The 17,620-nt window shown below is 65.9% G+C and carries 18 protein-coding genes; 2 read left to right on the top strand and 16 right to left on the bottom strand.

Going from position 1 to position 17,620, the window contains the following annotated elements; all coding sequences use genetic code 11:
• Positions 1–111 precede the first annotated feature (111 nt).
• Positions 112–1,311 carry an acyl-CoA dehydrogenase family protein gene (locus ACQE2J_RS07580; RefSeq protein ID WP_135539676.1) on the top strand — a complete coding sequence of 400 codons (1,200 nt, stop codon included), beginning with the start codon at positions 112–114 and terminating at the stop codon, positions 1,309–1,311.
• A gap of 96 nt (positions 1,312–1,407) precedes the next feature.
• Here ACQE2J_RS07580 and ACQE2J_RS07575 read toward each other — a convergent pair whose 3' ends face one another.
• The 9 genes from ACQE2J_RS07575 to rpsB all read right to left on the bottom strand — a co-directional run bounded on the left by ACQE2J_RS07575 (position 1,408) and on the right by rpsB (position 9,569).
• Entirely contained in the window at positions 1,408–2,292 is an 885-nt protein-coding gene (locus ACQE2J_RS07575; protein ID WP_425118801.1) for a hypothetical protein, read from the bottom strand.
• A gap of 31 nt (positions 2,293–2,323) precedes the next feature.
• Entirely contained in the window at positions 2,324–3,010 is a 687-nt protein-coding gene (locus ACQE2J_RS07570; protein WP_425118802.1) for a hypothetical protein, read from the bottom strand.
• On the bottom strand, positions 3,003–3,563 hold the full coding sequence (locus ACQE2J_RS07565; RefSeq protein WP_425118803.1) for a DivIVA domain-containing protein: 561 nt from the start codon (positions 3,561–3,563) through the stop codon (positions 3,003–3,005). The genes ACQE2J_RS07570 and ACQE2J_RS07565 overlap by 8 nt, the downstream gene beginning before the upstream one ends.
• 114 nt (positions 3,564–3,677) lie before the next feature.
• The gene (rlmN, locus tag ACQE2J_RS07560; protein WP_240689748.1) at positions 3,678–4,982 is read right to left on the bottom strand and encodes a 23S rRNA (adenine(2503)-C(2))-methyltransferase RlmN; all 1,305 of its coding nucleotides are present in this window, start codon (positions 4,980–4,982) and stop codon (positions 3,678–3,680) included.
• 65 nt (positions 4,983–5,047) lie between these two features.
• Positions 5,048–6,070 (bottom strand): phosphatidate cytidylyltransferase, encoded by a 1,023-nt coding sequence (locus ACQE2J_RS07555; protein ID WP_426937386.1) that lies wholly within the window; start codon positions 6,068–6,070, stop codon positions 5,048–5,050.
• A complete protein-coding gene (frr, locus tag ACQE2J_RS07550; protein ID WP_135539428.1) occupies positions 6,070–6,627 on the bottom strand; it encodes a ribosome recycling factor in 558 nt (185 codons plus the stop codon). The genes ACQE2J_RS07555 and frr overlap by 1 nt, the downstream gene beginning before the upstream one ends.
• Before the next feature lie 168 nt (positions 6,628–6,795).
• On the bottom strand, positions 6,796–7,548 hold the full coding sequence (gene pyrH / locus ACQE2J_RS07545) for a UMP kinase (RefSeq protein ID WP_135539682.1): 753 nt from the start codon (positions 7,546–7,548) through the stop codon (positions 6,796–6,798).
• A 185-nt stretch (positions 7,549–7,733) separates the two neighbouring features.
• Positions 7,734–8,561, bottom strand: a complete 828-nt coding sequence (gene tsf, locus ACQE2J_RS07540; protein ID WP_135539430.1) for a translation elongation factor Ts — start codon at positions 8,559–8,561, stop codon at positions 7,734–7,736.
• 33 nt (positions 8,562–8,594) lie between these two features.
• The gene (rpsB, locus tag ACQE2J_RS07535) at positions 8,595–9,569 is read right to left on the bottom strand and encodes a 30S ribosomal protein S2 (protein ID WP_135539432.1); all 975 of its coding nucleotides are present in this window, start codon (positions 9,567–9,569) and stop codon (positions 8,595–8,597) included.
• Between the two features lie 588 nt (positions 9,570–10,157).
• Here rpsB and ACQE2J_RS07530 point away from each other — a divergent pair.
• Complete coding sequence (locus tag ACQE2J_RS07530) at positions 10,158–11,288, top strand: D-alanyl-D-alanine carboxypeptidase family protein (RefSeq protein ID WP_135539434.1); 1,131 nt, start codon at positions 10,158–10,160, stop codon at positions 11,286–11,288.
• A 9-nt stretch (positions 11,289–11,297) separates the two neighbouring features.
• Here ACQE2J_RS07530 and ACQE2J_RS07525 read toward each other — a convergent pair whose 3' ends face one another.
• The 7 genes from ACQE2J_RS07525 to lepB all read right to left on the bottom strand — a co-directional run bounded on the left by ACQE2J_RS07525 (position 11,298) and on the right by lepB (position 17,566).
• Positions 11,298–12,350, bottom strand: coding sequence for a tyrosine recombinase XerC (locus tag ACQE2J_RS07525; protein ID WP_135539436.1), 1,053 nt, complete (start codon positions 12,348–12,350; stop codon positions 11,298–11,300).
• Positions 12,351–12,506: 156 nt separating this feature from the next.
• A complete protein-coding gene (dprA, locus tag ACQE2J_RS07520) occupies positions 12,507–13,715 on the bottom strand; it encodes a DNA-processing protein DprA (RefSeq protein WP_135539438.1) in 1,209 nt (402 codons plus the stop codon).
• Positions 13,712–15,292 (bottom strand): YifB family Mg chelatase-like AAA ATPase, encoded by a 1,581-nt coding sequence (locus tag ACQE2J_RS07515; protein WP_240689750.1) that lies wholly within the window; start codon positions 15,290–15,292, stop codon positions 13,712–13,714. Before ACQE2J_RS07515 ends, dprA begins: the two co-directional genes overlap by 4 nt.
• Positions 15,289–15,690: a YraN family protein gene (locus ACQE2J_RS07510; protein ID WP_240689752.1), complete on the bottom strand. Its 402-nt coding sequence runs from the start codon at positions 15,688–15,690 to the stop codon at positions 15,289–15,291. The genes ACQE2J_RS07515 and ACQE2J_RS07510 overlap by 4 nt, the downstream gene beginning before the upstream one ends.
• Before the next feature lie 154 nt (positions 15,691–15,844).
• Positions 15,845–16,162 (bottom strand): DUF2469 domain-containing protein, encoded by a 318-nt coding sequence (locus ACQE2J_RS07505; RefSeq protein WP_135539440.1) that lies wholly within the window; start codon positions 16,160–16,162, stop codon positions 15,845–15,847.
• Positions 16,149–16,910, bottom strand: coding sequence for a ribonuclease HII (locus tag ACQE2J_RS07500; protein ID WP_135539442.1), 762 nt, complete (start codon positions 16,908–16,910; stop codon positions 16,149–16,151). The genes ACQE2J_RS07505 and ACQE2J_RS07500 overlap by 14 nt, the downstream gene beginning before the upstream one ends.
• Positions 16,910–17,566, bottom strand: a complete 657-nt coding sequence (gene lepB, locus ACQE2J_RS07495; RefSeq protein ID WP_426937385.1) for a signal peptidase I — start codon at positions 17,564–17,566, stop codon at positions 16,910–16,912. Before lepB ends, ACQE2J_RS07500 begins: the two co-directional genes overlap by 1 nt.
• Positions 17,567–17,620 lie beyond the last annotated feature (54 nt).

Genomic DNA, 17,620 nt, shown 5'->3' with positions numbered 1-17,620 from the left:
CGTGTCCCACCCGATGAACCGCAGGTGTCTGCTGTGGTTCGCCGGCGCTGGTCTTCCACCGCGATCCGGTGAAACAGTGAGTGAGAAGAATCAATGGCGAAAGAGATGGATATGAGCAAGACGCTGAGCCCTGACGACATTCTTGGACTGGATTCGGTCTTCGAATCCGATGACCTCGAATTCGCATCGATTGTCAAGAAGTGGTTGGACGAGAACGTTCGCGAGAAGATCGGTGACTACTTCCTCGACGCGACCATCCCCGCCCGTGAGCTCGCGGAGGGTCTCGGCGAACTCGGTCTGCTCGGCATGCACCTCGACGGCTACGGCTGCGGCGGATCGACTGCCACACAGTACGGTCTGGCCTGTCGTGAGCTCGAAGCCGTCGACTCCGGTCTGCGCTCGCTCGTGTCCGTGCAGGGCTCGCTGGCGATGTTCGCCATCCACCACTTCGGTTCCGAGGAGCAGAAGGAAGAATGGCTGCCGAAGATGGCCGCCGGCAAGGCCATCGGCTGCTTCGGACTGACCGAACCCGATGTCGGCTCCGACCCTTCGGGGATGAAGACGACCGCGAAGAAGGACGGGTCCGATTGGGTCCTCAACGGCGCGAAGATGTGGATCACGAATTCCCCGGTCTCCGATGTCATGGTCGTGTGGGCCAAGACCGAAGAGGTCGACGACAAGGGCAAGCAGGTCGTGCGCGGTTTCGTCGTGCCGTCGAACACGGAGGGTGTGCAGACCCCGGAGATCCATCGCAAGATCTCGCTGCGAGCGTCGATCACCGGTGAGATCGTCCTCGACAATGTCCGTCTGCCCGAAGATGCCATGCTGCCGAAGGCCAAGGGACTCAAGGGCCCCCTGTCCTGCCTGTCCGAGGCTCGCTACGGAATCGTCTTCGGTGTCACCGGCGCCGCTCGTGACGCGCTGCTCTCGGCGCTGGAGTACACCGGAACCCGGATCCAGTTCGACCGTCCGCTCTCGTCGTTCCAGATCACGCAGCAGAAGCTCGCGAAGGCCTTCGGCCAGTATTCGCAGATCACTCTGCTCGCCGCTCACCTGGGCAAGCTCAAGGATTCCGAAAAGGGCGTGCGTCCGGAGCAGATCAGCCTCGGCAAGATGGTCAACGTCGATACCGCGATGAACGTCTGCCGTGACCTGCGTGCCCTGTTCGGCGGTTCGGGCATCACGAGCGAGTACCCGCCGCTGCGTCACGCGGTCAACCTCGAAACCGTGCTCACCTACGAAGGCACGCATGAGGTCCACCAGCTCACCCTGGGTCGGACGATGACCGGAATCAACGCCTTCGCCAACTGAAGTTGGGCCGCCGGCTTCTGCGCAAGCTCGGCGCTCCCGCCGCTCAGTGTCGCTGCCGCCCGCCGGCCCTTCGGGGTTCGGCGGGCGGTGTCGCGTTCACGACACCGGTCGCAGTTCCAGCGTGATCGTCAGTTCGTCCTCGCCGAGGCGGCTGTGAGCGTGCATCCCATGGGCAGTGGCGAACTCGGCGGCGTCCGCGGCCTGTTCCCGGCCGAGTTCGATGAGCAGCACACCGTCGGCTGCGAGCCAGTCAGTGGATTCGATGATGAGACGTCGCACGAGGTCGAGCCCATCGGGACCCGCGAACAGTGCACGGGCCGGTTCGAAGTCCACGGCTTCACGGGGCAGGAAGTCCGCGGCGGTCTCGGGCACATAGGGTGGAACGGCGGCGATGACCGAGAACCTGTGCCGCAATGCCTCGGGCAGGCCGTGCAGACAGTCGAGAGTGTGTCCGTGCACGGTGATCCCCGGCCGCGGCGCATGCCCAGACATCCCTGACTGCCCAAGCGCTCCCGGCTGCCCAGGCGCCCCGGCCTGCGAGGATGCTGTCACATTCCGCACGGCGCACCTCACCGCCTCTGCCTGCACATCACCGAGATGGATCTGAACGTCCGGCACCGAAGCGGCCGTGACTGCGGCGGCTGCGACCGAGGCGACGGGACCGACTCCGCAGAAGACTTCGAGCACCACCGGGCCTGCTCCTCCTGCACCGCGGCGGCGCGCCACGTCCCTGATCGCGGACGCCGTGGCCTCGGCCAGCTGGCGGGTGCGCTGCCGGGGAACGAACATTCCGGGCAGCACGTTCAGGCGCAGTCCGGCGAAATCGACCCAGCCGACGATCTGTTCGAGCGGTTCTCCCGCGACCCGTCGTGCAACGAGGTCGACGAGCTTCGTGTCCGGGTCGCCGAGGTGCGCCGCTTCGAGAAGAATCGCCGCTTCGTCTTCGGCGAAGACGCAGCCGGCGGCGCGCAGACGCTCCACGGTCGGTGCGAGCTGCGGATCGTGCTGCGGCCTACGAGGCAGAGAGGGCCTCGTTGCGCAGCCACTCGAGGCTCGACTCGGCATCGATCTCGCCGGAGTCCGTGAGCAGAAGGATGTGGTCGGGTGTCAGCGGGACGAGTGCGGCGAATTCGACCCGGGAGTCGCGCATCGCCTGATCGAGGTTCGCGGTCTCGGCCCCGATGGTCACGCCCACGCCTTCGAACCGCGAGCGGGTGACCCGCACCGACGCCCGACCCGGTTCGACCGGTTCGGCTTCGATGGCGTGCAGAACGATCGCATCCCCGGCACCCGCGACACCGTCAGAGGAACCTTCAGGGCCGCGCAGGTCCACGGTCAGCCCGATCCGGGCGGCGGCGAGGAGACTGAGCGCCCGCGCCACCGGTGGGACATCCTCGGCGACGGTGAGCGTGGCACCGGACTCCGGGACCACACCCATGGCCCGCAGCACCCCGGCGAGTTTCGAACTGCGGTCGAGCACCTCCGCGCGGTCGAGTTCGACAGGCACGGACAGGGCCTTGATGAGCCGGGGGTCGGTGACTTCACGACCGTCGACGAGCGGTTTCTCCGGTGCGGGACCGGTGAGGACGACGTCGTCGGCCTGCCCCATGGCGATCGGGAAGTCGAGGATCTCGTAGACGGGGTTGAGGGTGCCGGGATGCGACTTCGTCGGAACGGAGAAGAAGTGGAAGTCAGTCAACGGAGGCCATCACCTCGACGACGCGGTCGATGAACGCATCGACCTGGTCCTCGTTGTAGGCCTTCTTGCCCTTCGCCGTCTTGAACAGCACACGGCGGACCTGGTCGACGCTCATCGCCACGCCCTGCGTGAAGTAGGAGTTGACCTTGTCGCACATGTCATCGACCTGCTCGATGTCATAGCCGATAACACCGGGAGGCGGGTTGTCGAAGCGTTCCCCGGCCTCACGCACCAGACGGCCCCGCAGGGACGCGGCGACGCGGGTGAGCTCGGAGACCCAGGCGTCCTGACCGGACTGTGCGATGAGACGGTCGCGGGCCTGCTTGGCGAAGGCGTCTTCGAGGCGGTCGAGTGCGGCATCGACGACGGCGACATGATAGCCCTTGCGGACGAGGTCGAAGCCGACCGTGCGCACGGCACGCGAATCCAGGTCCCCGGGCTGCGGGGTCGGCCGTTCGAAGGACTCGCGGGCGCGCTTGAAGAAGCTGTCGACCTGCTTGGGGTCGTATCCGTTCTTCCAACCGGACATCCGAGGGAAAGTCGTGTCCGCCATGTCTCCTCCAGAAGCGAGTGGCTGTGGTGTTTCCACCATGATAGATGGAAGCCGCAGAAATTGCGTGCCGGCACGTACGTGCCGGGCATCGGATGTCTCCGACCGGGCCGTGTCTCAGTCGGCGGCGGCGAGCTGACCGCAGGCACCGTCGATGTCGGAGCCGCGGGTATCGCGGATCGTCGTCGGAATGCCGTGGTCGAGGAGGCGGCGGACGAATTCGTCGGCGACTTCCGGTTCCGAGGCCGTCCACACCGATCCGGGGGTCGGGTTGAGGGGAATCGGGTTGACGTGCACCCAGCCGCGGCCACGCGCATTGAGTTTCTTCGCGAGCAGTTCGGCGCGCCAGACGTGATCGTTCATGTCCTTGATGAGCGCGTACTCGATGCTCACGCGCCGCCCCGTGACCTGGTAGTAGTTGAAGGCGGCGTCGATGGCCTCATCGGCCTTCCACCGGGTGTTGACCGGAATCATCTCATCGCGCAGCTCATCATCGGGTGCGTGGAGGCTGAGCGCGAAGGTCACGGGGATGTCCTCGGCGGCGAGCTTGTTGATGCCCGGCACCAGCCCGACCGTGGAGATCGTGATCCGCCTGGCCGACATGCCCAGGCCCTCCGGTGCCGGTCCGACGAACCGGCGAACCGCGTCCATCACCCGCTTGTAGTTGGCCAGGGGCTCGCCCATGCCCATGAAGACGATATTCGAGACCCGTTCGGGTCCGCTCGCCGAGGCGGCCGTGCCGTCCCCGTCGAACGCGGACTCCCCTGCCGCGTCATCATCGTCGGCTTCGGCGCCGAGCGCGGTCTCGCCGGTGCCCGGCATGTCCGACTTCGGTGCCTCGGCGAGTTCGCCGGCGGCGATGACCTGGTTGGCGCGGATGACCTGTTCGACGATCTCGGCGGTGGACATGTTGCGCGTCAGCCCCTGCTGACCGGTCGCGCAGAACGGGCAGTTCATGCCGCAGCCGCACTGGCTGGACACACACAGGGTGACCCGGTTGCGGTAGCGCATGAGGACGGACTCGACGAGGGCGCCGTCGAAGAGACGCCAGAGGAATTTGATGGTGTCGCCGTTCTCGGTGCGCAGCCGACGGACCTCGGTGAGCAGGTGCGGGAAGAACCGCTCCTGGATCTCAGCCCGCTTGTCCTTGGGCAGGTCGGTCATCGCCTCGGTGTCGGTGACGTAGTGGCTGAAGTAGTGCGTCGAGATCTGCTTGGCGCGGAAGGCCGGCAGGCCCATTTCTTTGACCGCTTCGACCCGTTCGCCCATGCTCATGTCGGCCAAGTGCTGGGGAGGCTGCTTGACCCGCGCGGACTTGAAGTTGAGAAGGGGACGGCCATCGCGCATCGGGGTCTTCGATGTCGTGCCGTCGGCGTGTTCGACGACGGGCCTGGTCTGCCTTCTGCCTGCTTGAGAACTCACGGACCCATTGTCTCATGTCGGGCACGGGACTGTCGTGTGTGAGCCGCCACGCCGGTGAACGCTGCTCAGAGGTAGCCGGGCAGCACCATGAACAGGACGAGGGCGACGGGGGCGGTGGGCAGGATCGAGTCGAGTCGGTCCATCACTCCGCCGTGGCCGGGCAGCAGGGTGCCCATGTCCTTGAGTTCGAGATCGCGTTTGATCATCGATTCGCTGAAGTCGCCGAGGGTCGCGAACGCGGGAATGACCGCACCGATGACCAGTCCGGTCCAGAACGGGGCACCGACGAGGGTGACGGCGAGGATGGTCGCGACGATCGCGGCGAAGACCGTGGAGCCGAGGTAGCCCTCCCAGGACTTCTTCGGCGAGATCCTCGGTGCGATGGGGTGCTTGCCCCACAGCACGCCGAAGACGTAGCCGCCGGTGTCGGAGGCGACGACGGAGGCGAGGAAGATGATGATGTAGAAGTTGCCGTCGGGCTGGGTGAGCAGGAAGACGATGAAGCAGGCCATGAGGCCGACGTAGGTGAGGGCGAAAAGGGAGAGCGAGACGTCTTTGACCGCGTTCTTCCGCCGTTCGACCATCGTGAACAGCATGACCGCGCCGGCGCTGGCGGCGAAGGTCACCCACAGGGCCTCACGACCGCCGATATAGGTGGCCACGACCATGCAGGCCGCGGAGACCATGGTGGGCACATGGGAGACGAGGGAACCCGAACGCGAAAGCGCATTCGCCAGTTCCCACATCGCAGCGACGATGCCGATGAGGACGATGAAGAGGAACGAGATCGGCAGGAACACGAGGGAGGCGAGCACGACGCCGCCGATGAGCATGCCCATGCCGATGGCGGCGGGGAGGTTGCGGCCGGCTCGACCGTAGTCCTTCGGTTCGGGTTCTTCGGACTCTTCGACCGCCTCGGGGGTCGGGTTCGAATCCGGATCGTCCGGCGAATACGGCTTGTCCGAGTGGCGCAGGTCCCGTCGTTTGGGGAACGGCGCCTCTGATTGTGCTGCGTCGCGCGAGTGATCCGGATCCCCGAGGGGAGCCGGATCTGCGGCTGGGCTGTCGGACCCGGTCACGGAGATCATCAGACCTCGAGGAGTTCGGCTTCCTTCTGGGAGAGCAGTTGGTCGATGTTGTCGACCTTGCTCTTCGTCAGATCGTCGAGTTCCGAGATGCTGCGAGTGACCTCGTCCTCGCCGGCCTCGCCGTCCTTCTTGATGCGCTCGAGGACATCCTTGGCGTGGCGACGGATGTTGCGGATGGAGACCTTGCCGTCTTCGGCCTTGCCCTTGACGATCTTGACGTATTCCTTGCGACGTTCCTCGGTGAGTTCCGGGAGGACGACGCGGATGACATGTCCGTCGTTGGCCGGGTTCGCACCGATGTCCGAGTTGCGCAGAGCGTTCTCGATATCGCCCAGGGTGCCCTTGTCGTAGGGGGTCACGAGGATCGTGCGGGCCTCGGGGGTCTGGAACGATGCCAGCTGCTGCAGCGGGGTCGCAGCACCGTAGTAGTCGATTTCGATGTCGGCGAACAGTGCGGGGTTGGCGCGGCCGGTGCGGATCGACGCGAAGTCGTCCTGCGTGAATTCGACGGCTTTGTCCATCTTCTCTCTGGCTTCGGCCAGTGTCTCTTCAATCACGGTTCACTCTTTCCATCTCTGTAAGCTTTGGGTTCATTCTATGGGTCATGACTGAAAAATGCCGCACCGAATCTTCACAGGGGTGTCCTCACCTGCGTGGATGCGAAACGGTGGGCCCGCCTCGGCGCCTCCTCTGTGGAGGGGTGACCGCCTCGGTGGCGGCGGATCTCAGTGGACGACGGTGCCGATCTTGTCGCCCATGATCGCCTTGCGCAGATTGCCTTCGCCTTCCATGCCGAAGACGTGCATCGGCAGCTTGTTGTCCATGCACAGGCTGAAGGCGGTGGCGTCGACGACTTTGAGTCCGCGCTGCAGGGCTTCCTGGTAGGTGATCTCGGTGAGCTTCTCAGCAGCCGGGTCGACCTTCGGGTCGGCGGTGTAGACCCCGTCGACGCCGTTTTTCGCGATGAGCACCTCATCGGCGTGGACTTCCAGGGCGCGCTGGGCGGCGACGGTGTCGGTGGAGAAATAGGGCAGTCCAGCGCCGGCACCGAAGATGACGACGCGGTTCTTCTCCATGTGCCGCATGGCGCGGCGGGGGATGTAGGACTCGGCGACCTGGGACATCGGGATCGCCGTCTGGACCCGGGTGTCGACTCCGGTCTGTTCGAGGAAATCCTGCAGTGCCAGGCAGTTCATCACGGTGCCGAGCATGCCCATGTAGTCGGCGCGGGTGCGGTCCATGCCGCGCTGGGACAGTTCGGCGCCGCGGAAGAAGTTGCCGCCGCCGACGACGATGCTGACCTCGACGTCCTCGACCGTGGGGGCGACTTCGCGGGCGACCGCAGCCACGACATCCGGGTCGACGCCGATCCGACCGCCGCCGAAGACCTCACCGGAGAGTTTGAGCAGGACGCGCCGGCGATGGGTGCGGACGGGATGGCTGACGTGAGCAGATTCGTGAACCGGGGTGCTTGTCATGGAGTCCTTCTTCCGTGCGGGCAGATCGATGCCCGGGTGGATCGTCATTCGGTTGAGTCGTCTGGGCCAGTCTAGCGAAAAACGGGGTCGGACCGATCGGTCCGACCCCGTTGCGCAGGTGAGTTCTCACTCACGCAGCGAACCTGCCGAGCAGACGCAGGGGCTGCTCAGCGGTCAGTGGTGTTTCAGGCTCCGACGCGGTAGCGCAGGAAGCCGGTGGCCTTGACGCCGGCAGCCTCGAGCACCGCGGCCACGGACTGCTTGGGATCCTTGGCGAATCCCTGGTCGAGCAGGCAGTTCTCCTTGAAGAAGCCGTTGACGCGACCTTCGACGATCTTCGGCATAGCCTTCTCGGGCTTGCCTTCGTTCTTCGCGGTGTCTTCGGCGATGCGGCGTTCGTTCTCGACGATGTCGGAGGGAACGTCTTCGCGGGAGAAGTACTTCGGGCTCATGGCAGCGATGTGCACGGCGACATCGTGTGCCACGGTCTCGTCGTCACCTTCGAAGGCCAGCAGCACACCGACCTGCGGGGGCAGGTCCTTGTTGGTGCGGTGCAGGTAGGAAGCGACCTTGGCGCCTTCGACGCGACCCACGCGACGCAGGTCGACCTTCTCGCCCAGGGTGGCACCGGACTCGGTGATGAACTGGGAGATGGGCTTGCCGTCGGTCTCGGCGGCGAGCAGCGACTCGGCCGATTCCGACTTGTTGGCCACGGCCAGCTCGAGGACCTGGTCGGCGAGCTTGACGAACGGCTCGGACTTCGCGACGAAGTCGGTCTCCGAATTGAGTTCGATCATGGTGCCGACACCGCCGTCCACGTGCGTGGCGACGAGGCCGTCGGAGGTGGAGCGGCCTTCGCGCTTGGTGGCTCCCTTGAGCCCCTTCACGCGCAGAGCTTCCATAGCCTTGGCCTGGTCGCCGTCGGACTCGTCAAGAGCCTTCTTGACGTCCATCATGCCGGCGCCGGTCTTCTCGCGCAGTGCCTTGATGTCAGCGGCAGTGTAGTTTGCCATTCTTTCTCCTCAGGGTGGTGGAGTTAAAGGAAATCAGGACTCGGTCGACTCGGTGGAGTCGGCAGCTTCAGCGGTCGGAGCGGCTTCAGCGGTCTCAGCTTCAGCAGTCTCGGCGGCGGGAGCTGCGGCAGCGGTCTCAGCCTCGGCGGCAGGAGCTGCGGCAGCGGTCTCGGCCTCAGCGGCAGGAGCGGCTTCAGCGGACTCGGCAGCAGCCTCGGCGGGCTTCTCCTCGGTCTTGCCTTCGAGCAGCTCGCGCTCCCATTCGGGCATGGGCTCGACAGCGGAGACGTTCTTCTCACCGGACTGCTCGTCCGAGGAGTGACGGGCGATGAGGCCCTCGGCGACAGCGTCGGCGACCACGCGGGTCAGCAGCGAGACCGAGCGGATGGCGTCGTCGTTGCCCGGGATCGGGTAGTTGACGTCGTCCGGGTCGCAGTTGGTGTCGAGGATGCCGATGACCGGGATGCCCAGCTTCTTGGCCTCATCGACGGCGAGGTGTTCCTTCTTGGTGTCGACGATCCAGACGGCCGACGGGGTGCGCTGCATGTCGCGGATGCCGCCGAGGGTCTTCTCGAGCTTGTCCTTCTCGCGACGAAGGATGAGCAGTTCCTTCTTGGTGTGCGAGGAGCCTGCAACATCGTCGAAGTCGATCTCTTCGAGTTCCTTGAGGCGGCGCAGACGCATCGAGATGGTCTGGAAGTTCGTGAGCATGCCGCCGAGCCAACGCTGGTTGACGAAGGGCTGACCCACGCGCTTGGCCTGTTCGGCGATGGATTCCTGGGCCTGCTTCTTGGTGCCGACGAAGAGGATCGTGCCGCCGTGGGCCACGGTCTCCTTGACGAACTCGAAGGCTGAGTCGATGTAGCCCAGCGACTTCTGCAGGTCGATGATGTAGATGCCGTTGCGCTCGGTGAAGATGAAGCGCTTCATCTTCGGGTTCCAACGACGGGTCTGGTGTCCAAAGTGTACGCCGCTGTCGAGCAGCTGGCGGATGGTGACGACGGCCATGCCGACGCCCTCCTTTCTGTTGCACCCGAGGGTGCTTTTACGTCACGCGCGCGTCGGTCCTTCCGCGATGCGAAACCCGTGAGGGATCGCTTCGATCCGACCGACGGGGAGCGTCGATGACATTTTCGGTTGATTCCTGGTACCCGGTTCGTCCGCCCCACAAGCACACCTGATGGCAGCTTGCACCATGGGAAGGAGAAGAATTCGGATACGCGTAGTCAGAAGACATGCTTCTGCTGACGCGATTCTATCCCGGTTGGGCAAGTCATTTCCAATCGAGGTCCGCCCTCGCCGAGGCGGCGCTCGGCTGCCTCCCGAACCCGCCGACTCGTGCGCCGCAGGGTGTGGAGGGGAACCGCCCCTGGGACGGTTCCGGTGCGCGGCCCTGCAGGCAGTCGCGCGCGGTTCGTGCCTGAAGTCCGCAGACCGGAGAGGGCTGCACGCGGGTGCGCACGCGGGCACTCGACCACCTGTTTCTGTGGACCCTGCCCCGACTCCACCTCCCGAGCCCTGGGGACGGCCTACACGTGTCCACAGGCGGCTTCTGGGAGGGTGACACGGTGGAGGGGCGGGGGCTTCTATGGGCGCATGAACCTCGTCTCCCCTGATCCGCATCACCCGCTTCACCGCCGAGGATGGACCCACCCGCTTCACCGCCGAGGATGGACCCGCCGGTCCCACTATCGCGGTGCATCCGGCGGGCCCCACCATCGTCGACGGTCATACCGCCCCGAGTGGTCGTTCGCCAGTTCCGGGCAGATCCGGTCTCTGCTGCTGACGTCGCTCCTCGCCTCGGCACTCATCTTCACCACGTCTCCCCCGAGTGCTTCAGCGGCGACCGATGCACAGAACTGGGTCAGCCCGGTGCCCGCGATGGAGATCATCAACGCTTTCGACCCGCCCGACAAGCCCTGGCTCAAGGGACACCGGGGAATCGATGTGCTCGCGGTCGAGGGAGAACCGCTGCGGGCGCCGACGAAGGGCACCATCCGCTTCGCCGGCACGGTCGCAGGCACGGCCACCGTCAGCGTGCTCACCGCCTCCGGGCATGTGCTGTCATTCCAACCGGCGGCGACAATGCTGAAGAAGGGCGAAGAGTTCTCGGCCGGCGAGCGCATCGGCACGATCGGCTCCGGTGACCACTGCGACCGGTCGTGTCTGCACATCGGGGCGTGGCCGGACGAGGCGAAGAAGCGCTATATCGATCCGAGCAGGTTCTTCGGGCAGGAGCAGTCCCTGCTGCTGCCGCTGTCGCGGAAACCGGATGAGGAGGCCAAGGCCGGCGGTGGCGGTTCGGCGACGTCGGGGGCCGGGGCCTGGGGCGGACACAGCAACGGCCGGATTCCCGCCTCGGCGATGTGTCCGCTGAAGACGGCGCCCGGTCAGATGCTGCGCTGCGATGCGCAGGCCGCCTTCGACCGGATGTCGCTGGCGTTCGCGGCTCGGTTCGGATCACCGATCTCGGTCACGGATGCCTATCGCGACTACGCCACGCAGGTGATCCTCAAACGACGGAAAGGTCGGATGGCCGCCACACCGGGCACGTCGAACCACGGGTGGGCTCTCGCGGTCGATCTCGGCAGCGGCATCAATTCCTTCGGCACCGCTCAGCACCAGTGGATGCGGGCCAATGCCCCGAAATTCGGATGGATCCATCCCGGGTGGGCGAGGCAGTCGGGTTCGCTGCCCGAGCCCTGGCACTGGGAGTTCCGCAAATAGCGCTGGTGTTCAGGCCCGCGGATGGGCGCGGCGGTACGTCTCCTGCAGACGCTGCATCGACACGTGAGTGTAGATCTGGGTGCTGCTCATGGTCGAGTGGCCGAGCAGCTCCTGAATCTGTCTGAGGTCGGCCCCGCGGTCGAGCATATGGGTGGCCGCCGAGTGCCGCAGCCCGTGGGGCCCGATGTCCGGTGCGCTCGGATCCTCGGCACCGTAGCGGTGGACGAGTTCGCGCACCTGCCGGGCTCCGATGCGTCCGCCGCGGACCCCGAGGAACAGAGCGTCCCCGCTGTTGGGCCCGGCGAACAGATCGCGGGCGGCGAGCCAGTCGTTCAGCGCCGTCTGTGCCGGAGCGCCGAAGGGCACTCGGCGTTCCTTGTCGCCTTTGCCGAGCACTGTGATCATCGCTTTCCGGTGGTCGACGTCGCGGCGGTCGAGGCCGGTGAGTTCGGAGACACGCACTGCGGTCGCGTAGAGCATTTCGAGGATCGCGGCATCACGGAGACGTTTGGCGGCTTCGAGAGGATCGTCGCTGCGCTCACGTGCGGATCGCTGAGAACCCGATCCTGGCGAGGCTGAACCGTCGGCGGCGGAGGCTTCGGGCGGAGAATCGTCCCGATCGGCGGCGGAGACGAGGGCAGCGGCCTGCTGCGGTTTGAGCACCGTGGGCAGGCGCGAGTCCTTCTTCGGAGTCCGCAGCCGTGCCGCGGGGTTGTTCGGCAGTCCCAGATTGTTCACGCCGAAGGCGAAGAAGGAGCGGACGGCGGCGATCTTGCGTGCCACCGTTGACTTCGCGGCACCGGCATCGTCGAGGGCGATCAGCCATGATCGCAGATCATCGAGTTCGACGGCAGCCAGATCGATCCGCTTTCCCTCAGCCTTCGGCGAACCGGAGTTCTCCTCTGCCCTGCCGAGGCGCAGCTTCGACGAGTGCACGGCGTGGTCGAGGAAATCGGTGACATCGGAGACATAGGCGCGAGCGGTGTGTTCGGAGACGTCACGGGATCGCAGGTGGTCGGCATAGCCTGCCACCACTTCGGCGACCGTCGACAGTGTGCTCACAGTCCCCAGGATACGTGTGCGATCACGTGCGAGTGAGGATTGGCCTCTGCGGCAGGTCGGACACCATCGGATCGAGGTCGTCGACGATGAACTCACCGATGGAGAAGACGCCGGTGAAGCCTCGCGGCACGGTTATGGGGAATCACCCACGAGGAATCAGCGCCGCACGCGCAGCTTCACCCACCCGGTGTCGCGGCGTTCGGCCAATCCGGCGAGGTCGAGCACGGTCAGGGAGCTGAGCGCACCTGTGATGGTCAGTCCCGCCCGGGAGGCGATCGTGCCGACGTCGAGTGGTTTCGACACGGTCAGCGCATTGAGGCAGATCTTCTCCCTCTCCCCGAGGTCCTCAAGCGGATCGGGTCGTTGAGAGGCACCGCTGTCGGTGTCGAAGAGCGCCGGAGCGTGATCGTCCATGAGTGCGATGACGTCGTCGCTGCAGGTGACGAGTTCTGCCTCATGCTCACGCACGAGCCGGTGGGCCCCGGTCGATGACGCCGAATAGACCGATCCGGGGAACGCAGCGACCTGCCGGGAGAGTTCGAGGGCATGACGGGCCGTGTTGAGCGCTCCGCTTCGCCATCCGGCCTCGACGATGACGCTCACCTGTGCGGAGGCGGCGATGAGTCGGTTGCGCAGAAGGAACCGGTGGCGCATCGGGGTCATCCCCGGAGCGGTCTCGGACACGATCGCGCCGGTGGCCAGGATCTGCTCGAACAGATCGGCGTTTGCGGCCGGATAGAAGCGGTCGACTCCCCCGGCCATGAACGCGATCGTCGGTGCCTCGCGGGCGATGGCGGCCCGGTGCGCGGCGGCGTCGATGCCGAACGCTCCACCGGAGACGACGGTGATCCCGTGAGCGGCGAGATCCCAGGCGAGGTCGGAGGCGCATTTGGTGCCGTAGTTGCTCGCGGCCCGGGCTCCGACGACGGCGACCGCGCGGGAGAGGGCGCGCGTGAGGCTCACAGTGCCTCTCACCCACAGCCCCAACGGTGCGGCCGGACCGAGGTCGTCGAGCATGCTCGGCCATTCTTCGTCGCCGGGGATGACGAGCCGACCGCCGAGTCGTGCGATCTTGTCGAGATCGCGCCCGGCGACAGCAACGTCCTCGTCGCCTGCGCGGACTGCCCACCTCTCGATGGCTTCGCGCATCTGCCCGTGCGTGGCCGCCTCGGCGCCGGTGGAGTTCAGCCCCGCCATCGCCTCATCCGCGGTGGCCTCACCTCGGCCGACGACGGTGACGATCGTGTGCGCGGCGACCGGTCCGATGTCGTCGACGAGGCGTTTGAGCAGACCGTCGCCGGGTTCGCCGATGCGCAGCAGGGAGGCGATGGCCGCGCGGACCTCCTCGTTCGTGTTCACGGTCATGACTCCTGCGTCCTCAGGGCGAGCGCCATCCGCATCGCGTCGTGGTCGGGTCCCGGTTTTCCGTCGAGGTCGGCCAGGGTGGTCGCGACCCGCAGCACCCGGTCGTAGCCGCGCATCGTGATCCGTCCCGTGTCGAGTGCCCGGTCGAGGTCGGTCAATGCCGCAGGGCTGAGACCGAAGTGGTCGCGCAGCCAGGTGCCGGGCGCTTCGGCATTGAGGTGCCAGGAACAGTCGGCGAAGCGTTCGGTCTGTCGCCTCCGGGCTTCGAGCACACGTGCGGCCACGACGGCGCTGGTCTCCTGTCCCCCGCCGAGGCGGATGTCTGCAGGAGAGACGGGGAAGAGTTCGAGCTGCAGGTCGACTCGGTCGAGCAGCGGCCCGGACAGGCGATTGCGATAGCGGCGTTTGTCCAAGGGGGTGCACCGGCAGTCCGCTCCGGCCCCGGCCATTCCGACTCCGCAGGGGCACGGGTTCGCGGCCATGATGAGTTGGAAGGCCGCCGGCAGCACCATGGAACCCCAGGCCCGGTGGATGTGGACGCGGCGGGATTCCATCGGCTGCCGCAGCGCTTCGAGCACATCGCGGGAGAATTCCGGAGCTTCGTCGATGAACAGCACCCCGCGGTGTGCGCGGCTGAGGATCCCGACCGTTCCGGGGCGACGTCCCCCGATGAGCGCCGAGGCGGTGCTGCGGTGGTGGGGTGCTTCGAACGGGGGTCGGTGGTCGAGTCCCTCGCTGCCGTCGAGTTCTCCCCGCAGGGACCGTACGGTGGCGACTTCGACGGCTTCGTCATCGTTGAGAGCCGGCAGAATCCCGGGCAGGCACTGGGCGAGCAGTGTCTTGCCGGCTCCGGGTGTGCCGCGCATGAGCAGGTTGTGTCCTCCGGCGGCGGCGACTTCGAGTCCGAATCGCCCTTCGGCTTGGCCCTGCACCTCGGCGAGGTCGTGGAGTTCCGGTGTGACGGGGACGGGACGGTCCATGTCGATCACCGCGGGCAGAGGAGGTACGGCCATGGATCCGCCGTAGGCGTTGACGAGTTCGGCCAGGGAGGCGACGGGGAGGGTGCGGGCTCGTCCGAGCAAAGAGGCTTCCGAGGCATTGCCGATGGGGACGACGAACCGGTCGAAGCCTGCCTGCATCCCGGTGTGCAGGGCGGGCAGAATTCCCGTCACGGGTCGGATCCTGCCGTCGAGTCCGATCTCGCCGCAGTGGATGATCGACCCGGTGTCCTCGCTCGAGATGAGGTCCAGGGCCTTGAGCACGGCGACGGCGATGCCGAGGTCGAAGCCGGTGCCGATCTTCGGCACCGTGCCCGGGGTGAGGTTGATCGTCAGGTGCTGTGTCGCCACAGGGGCACCGAGGAAGGCGAGGGCCGCACGCAGTCGTTTGCGTGACTCGCTCACCGAGGTGTCCGGCAGTCCGACGATGTCGATTCCGGGCAGACCGGCGCTGATGCTGGCTTCGATCGACACGATCTTTCCGCTCAGTCCCCACAGAGCCACGGCGCAGGCGCGGCCGATGATGTGGCCCTTCGGCTCAGCGGTGCCGGGTTCCCGCATTTCCGGTGCCTCGGTCATGAGTCGACCTGGATGTTCGGGCAGTGGAAATACTGGATGCTCGGCTCGATGATGATGCCGAGCGCGTCGATGCGGACTGCGGGGAAGTATTCGCTCTGCCCCCGCAGCCAGATTCCGGCGAGCATGCGGATGCGGGTGAGTTTGGCTCGCGTGACGGCTTCGAGCGGTGATCCGAGGGCAGCGGTGCGACGGGTCTTGACCTCGACGAAGACGGCGGTGTCACCGTCTCGGGCGATGATGTCGAGTTCACCGCGCGGACAACGGAAGTTGCGTTCGACGATGACGAGCCCGGCGTGCTCGAGGTAGGCCGCCGCGAGGTCCTCTCCTCTGTCGCCCAGAGCCTGCTTGCGCATGCCCTTCGCAGTGCGTTTTCGCCGAGTTGCCCGTGTCTGTGCCATGTCGGCCAGCTGACCACGGCAACGAGAGCGGCGAGAAGAGGGAGAAATGAGCCTGTGGAAGCCGCACGGCCGTCCACAGCCGAATCACGCCGGAGTCAGAGCATGATCCACAGATGCTGGTGCGCGAGTGCCCGCCCGGACTCGCTTCCCGAACTCAGCCCCGGATCGACGTCGGCGGTTCGAGATCGGATTTCGCGATCTCCTCGATGTTCACGTCTTTGAAGGTCAGCACGTGCACGGTCTTGATGAACCGGGAGGAACGGTAGCTGTCCCACACCCACGCATCGCGCAGGGTGAGTTCGAAGTACACGTCCCCGGCATCGTTGTGGGCTTTGAGGTCGACGTGATTGGCGAGGTAGAAGCGTCGTTCGGTCTCGACGACATAGGCGAAGAGACCGACGACATCTCGGTATTCCTTGTACAGCTGGAGCTCGAGTTGAGCCTCGTAGTCGTCCAGATCATCGGCGCTCATGATGACCCCTCCCTTCTGATACCGCGTGCAAGCGGAAGCTCTGACGGTGGTGGATGCTGGGACCGAAGTCGACGATGCCCTGCCGGTGCTTCGCCGTGCCGTATCCCACGTTCGACTCCCAACCATAGTGCGGCAGATCCTCGGCGAGTGCGATCATCGTCTCGTCGCGAGTCACTTTCGCGACGATGCTCGCCGCCGCGATCGCCGGCACGGAGCCGTCGCCCTTGATCACGGTGCGAACCGGCGGCAGTTCGAATTCGGCGCAGTGCCCGAATATCCCCAGGCAGTCGAGGGTAAGTGGGGCCGAGAGCCAATCGTGGCGGCCGTCGAGGAGAACCATCGTCCGCTCCGGGCAGTCCCCCGCCGAGGCGACCGAACCAACACCGGCACCACCCCAAGCGTCGAGCATCTCGATCATCGCCCGCCGTCCGGCGAGGTTGAGCGCCATGGTCATGCCGATCTCGTCGAGTTCGGCGGGGCTCGTCGAACCCACCGCCGCGGCAGTCGCCCACGAACGCACACGGTCGGTGGCGTCCTGCCGAGACCGGGCGCTGAGCTGCTTGGAATCATGGATGCCCGCGGGCACCTCGGCGCCGGTGATCTTCCGCAGATCGAACAGGGCGACACCGACACTGACGGGGCCGGCCAGGGCGCCGCGTCCGACCTCGTCGACACCGATGACGAAGTCGAAGCCCTCTCTCAACAGTCCGTTCTCGACACTGAGGTCGGTCAGTCCGCGCATGGTCATCAGTTCCCGGTGATTCCCTGCGAATCGGGGACGTCGGCGAAAACGTCTTCGGGGTTCGACACCCAGCTGAAGTGATTGAACGGCCAATTGATGAGGAACACGGTCCCGACCATGTCGTCTTCGGAGACGAAGGGTTCGCTGTCCATGTGATAACGGGAATCGGCGGAGTTGCCGCGGTTGTCGCCCATCACCCAGTAGTGGCCTTTGGGGACGGTGACCTTGAACTCGACCTCGGACGGTGCGGTGCCTTCATCGAGGTAGGTCTCGTCGATCGATTCGCCGTTGACCATGAGGCGCCCCTGCCCATCGCAGCATTCGATGGTGTCGCCGCCGACCCCGATCACGCGTTTGATGAGCTGGTTTCCCGCATCCGAGGGGGCCAGGCCGATGAATTCGAGGACCGGGTTGGGGGTGTATTGGGTGGTCTCGGCTGCCGAGAGCCAGTGCGCGGGGTCGTCGAAGACGACGATGTCGCCGCGGTTGGCCGGCCCGAACCGTGGGGCGAGCTGGTTGACCAGCACCCGGTCATCGACCTGCAGGGTGGTCATCATGGATTCCGAGGGAATGTAGAACGAGCGGACGACCCAGGTCTTCAGCGCCGTCGAGATGAGCAGGGCGATGACGATGATCGCCACGGTCTCCAACAGCCCCCGCACGAACCGTTTCGAGGCGGGGGGCGGGGAAGCTTGAGAGTCGCTGGTCATTCGTTC

Origin of the sequence: Brevibacterium sp. LE-L (assembly GCF_050214925.1) — a bacterium.
GTDB lineage: Bacteria > Actinomycetota > Actinomycetes > Actinomycetales > Brevibacteriaceae > Brevibacterium.
Note: the sequence above shows the minus strand (reverse complement) of the source record. Positions and strands in the feature narration are given on the sequence as shown.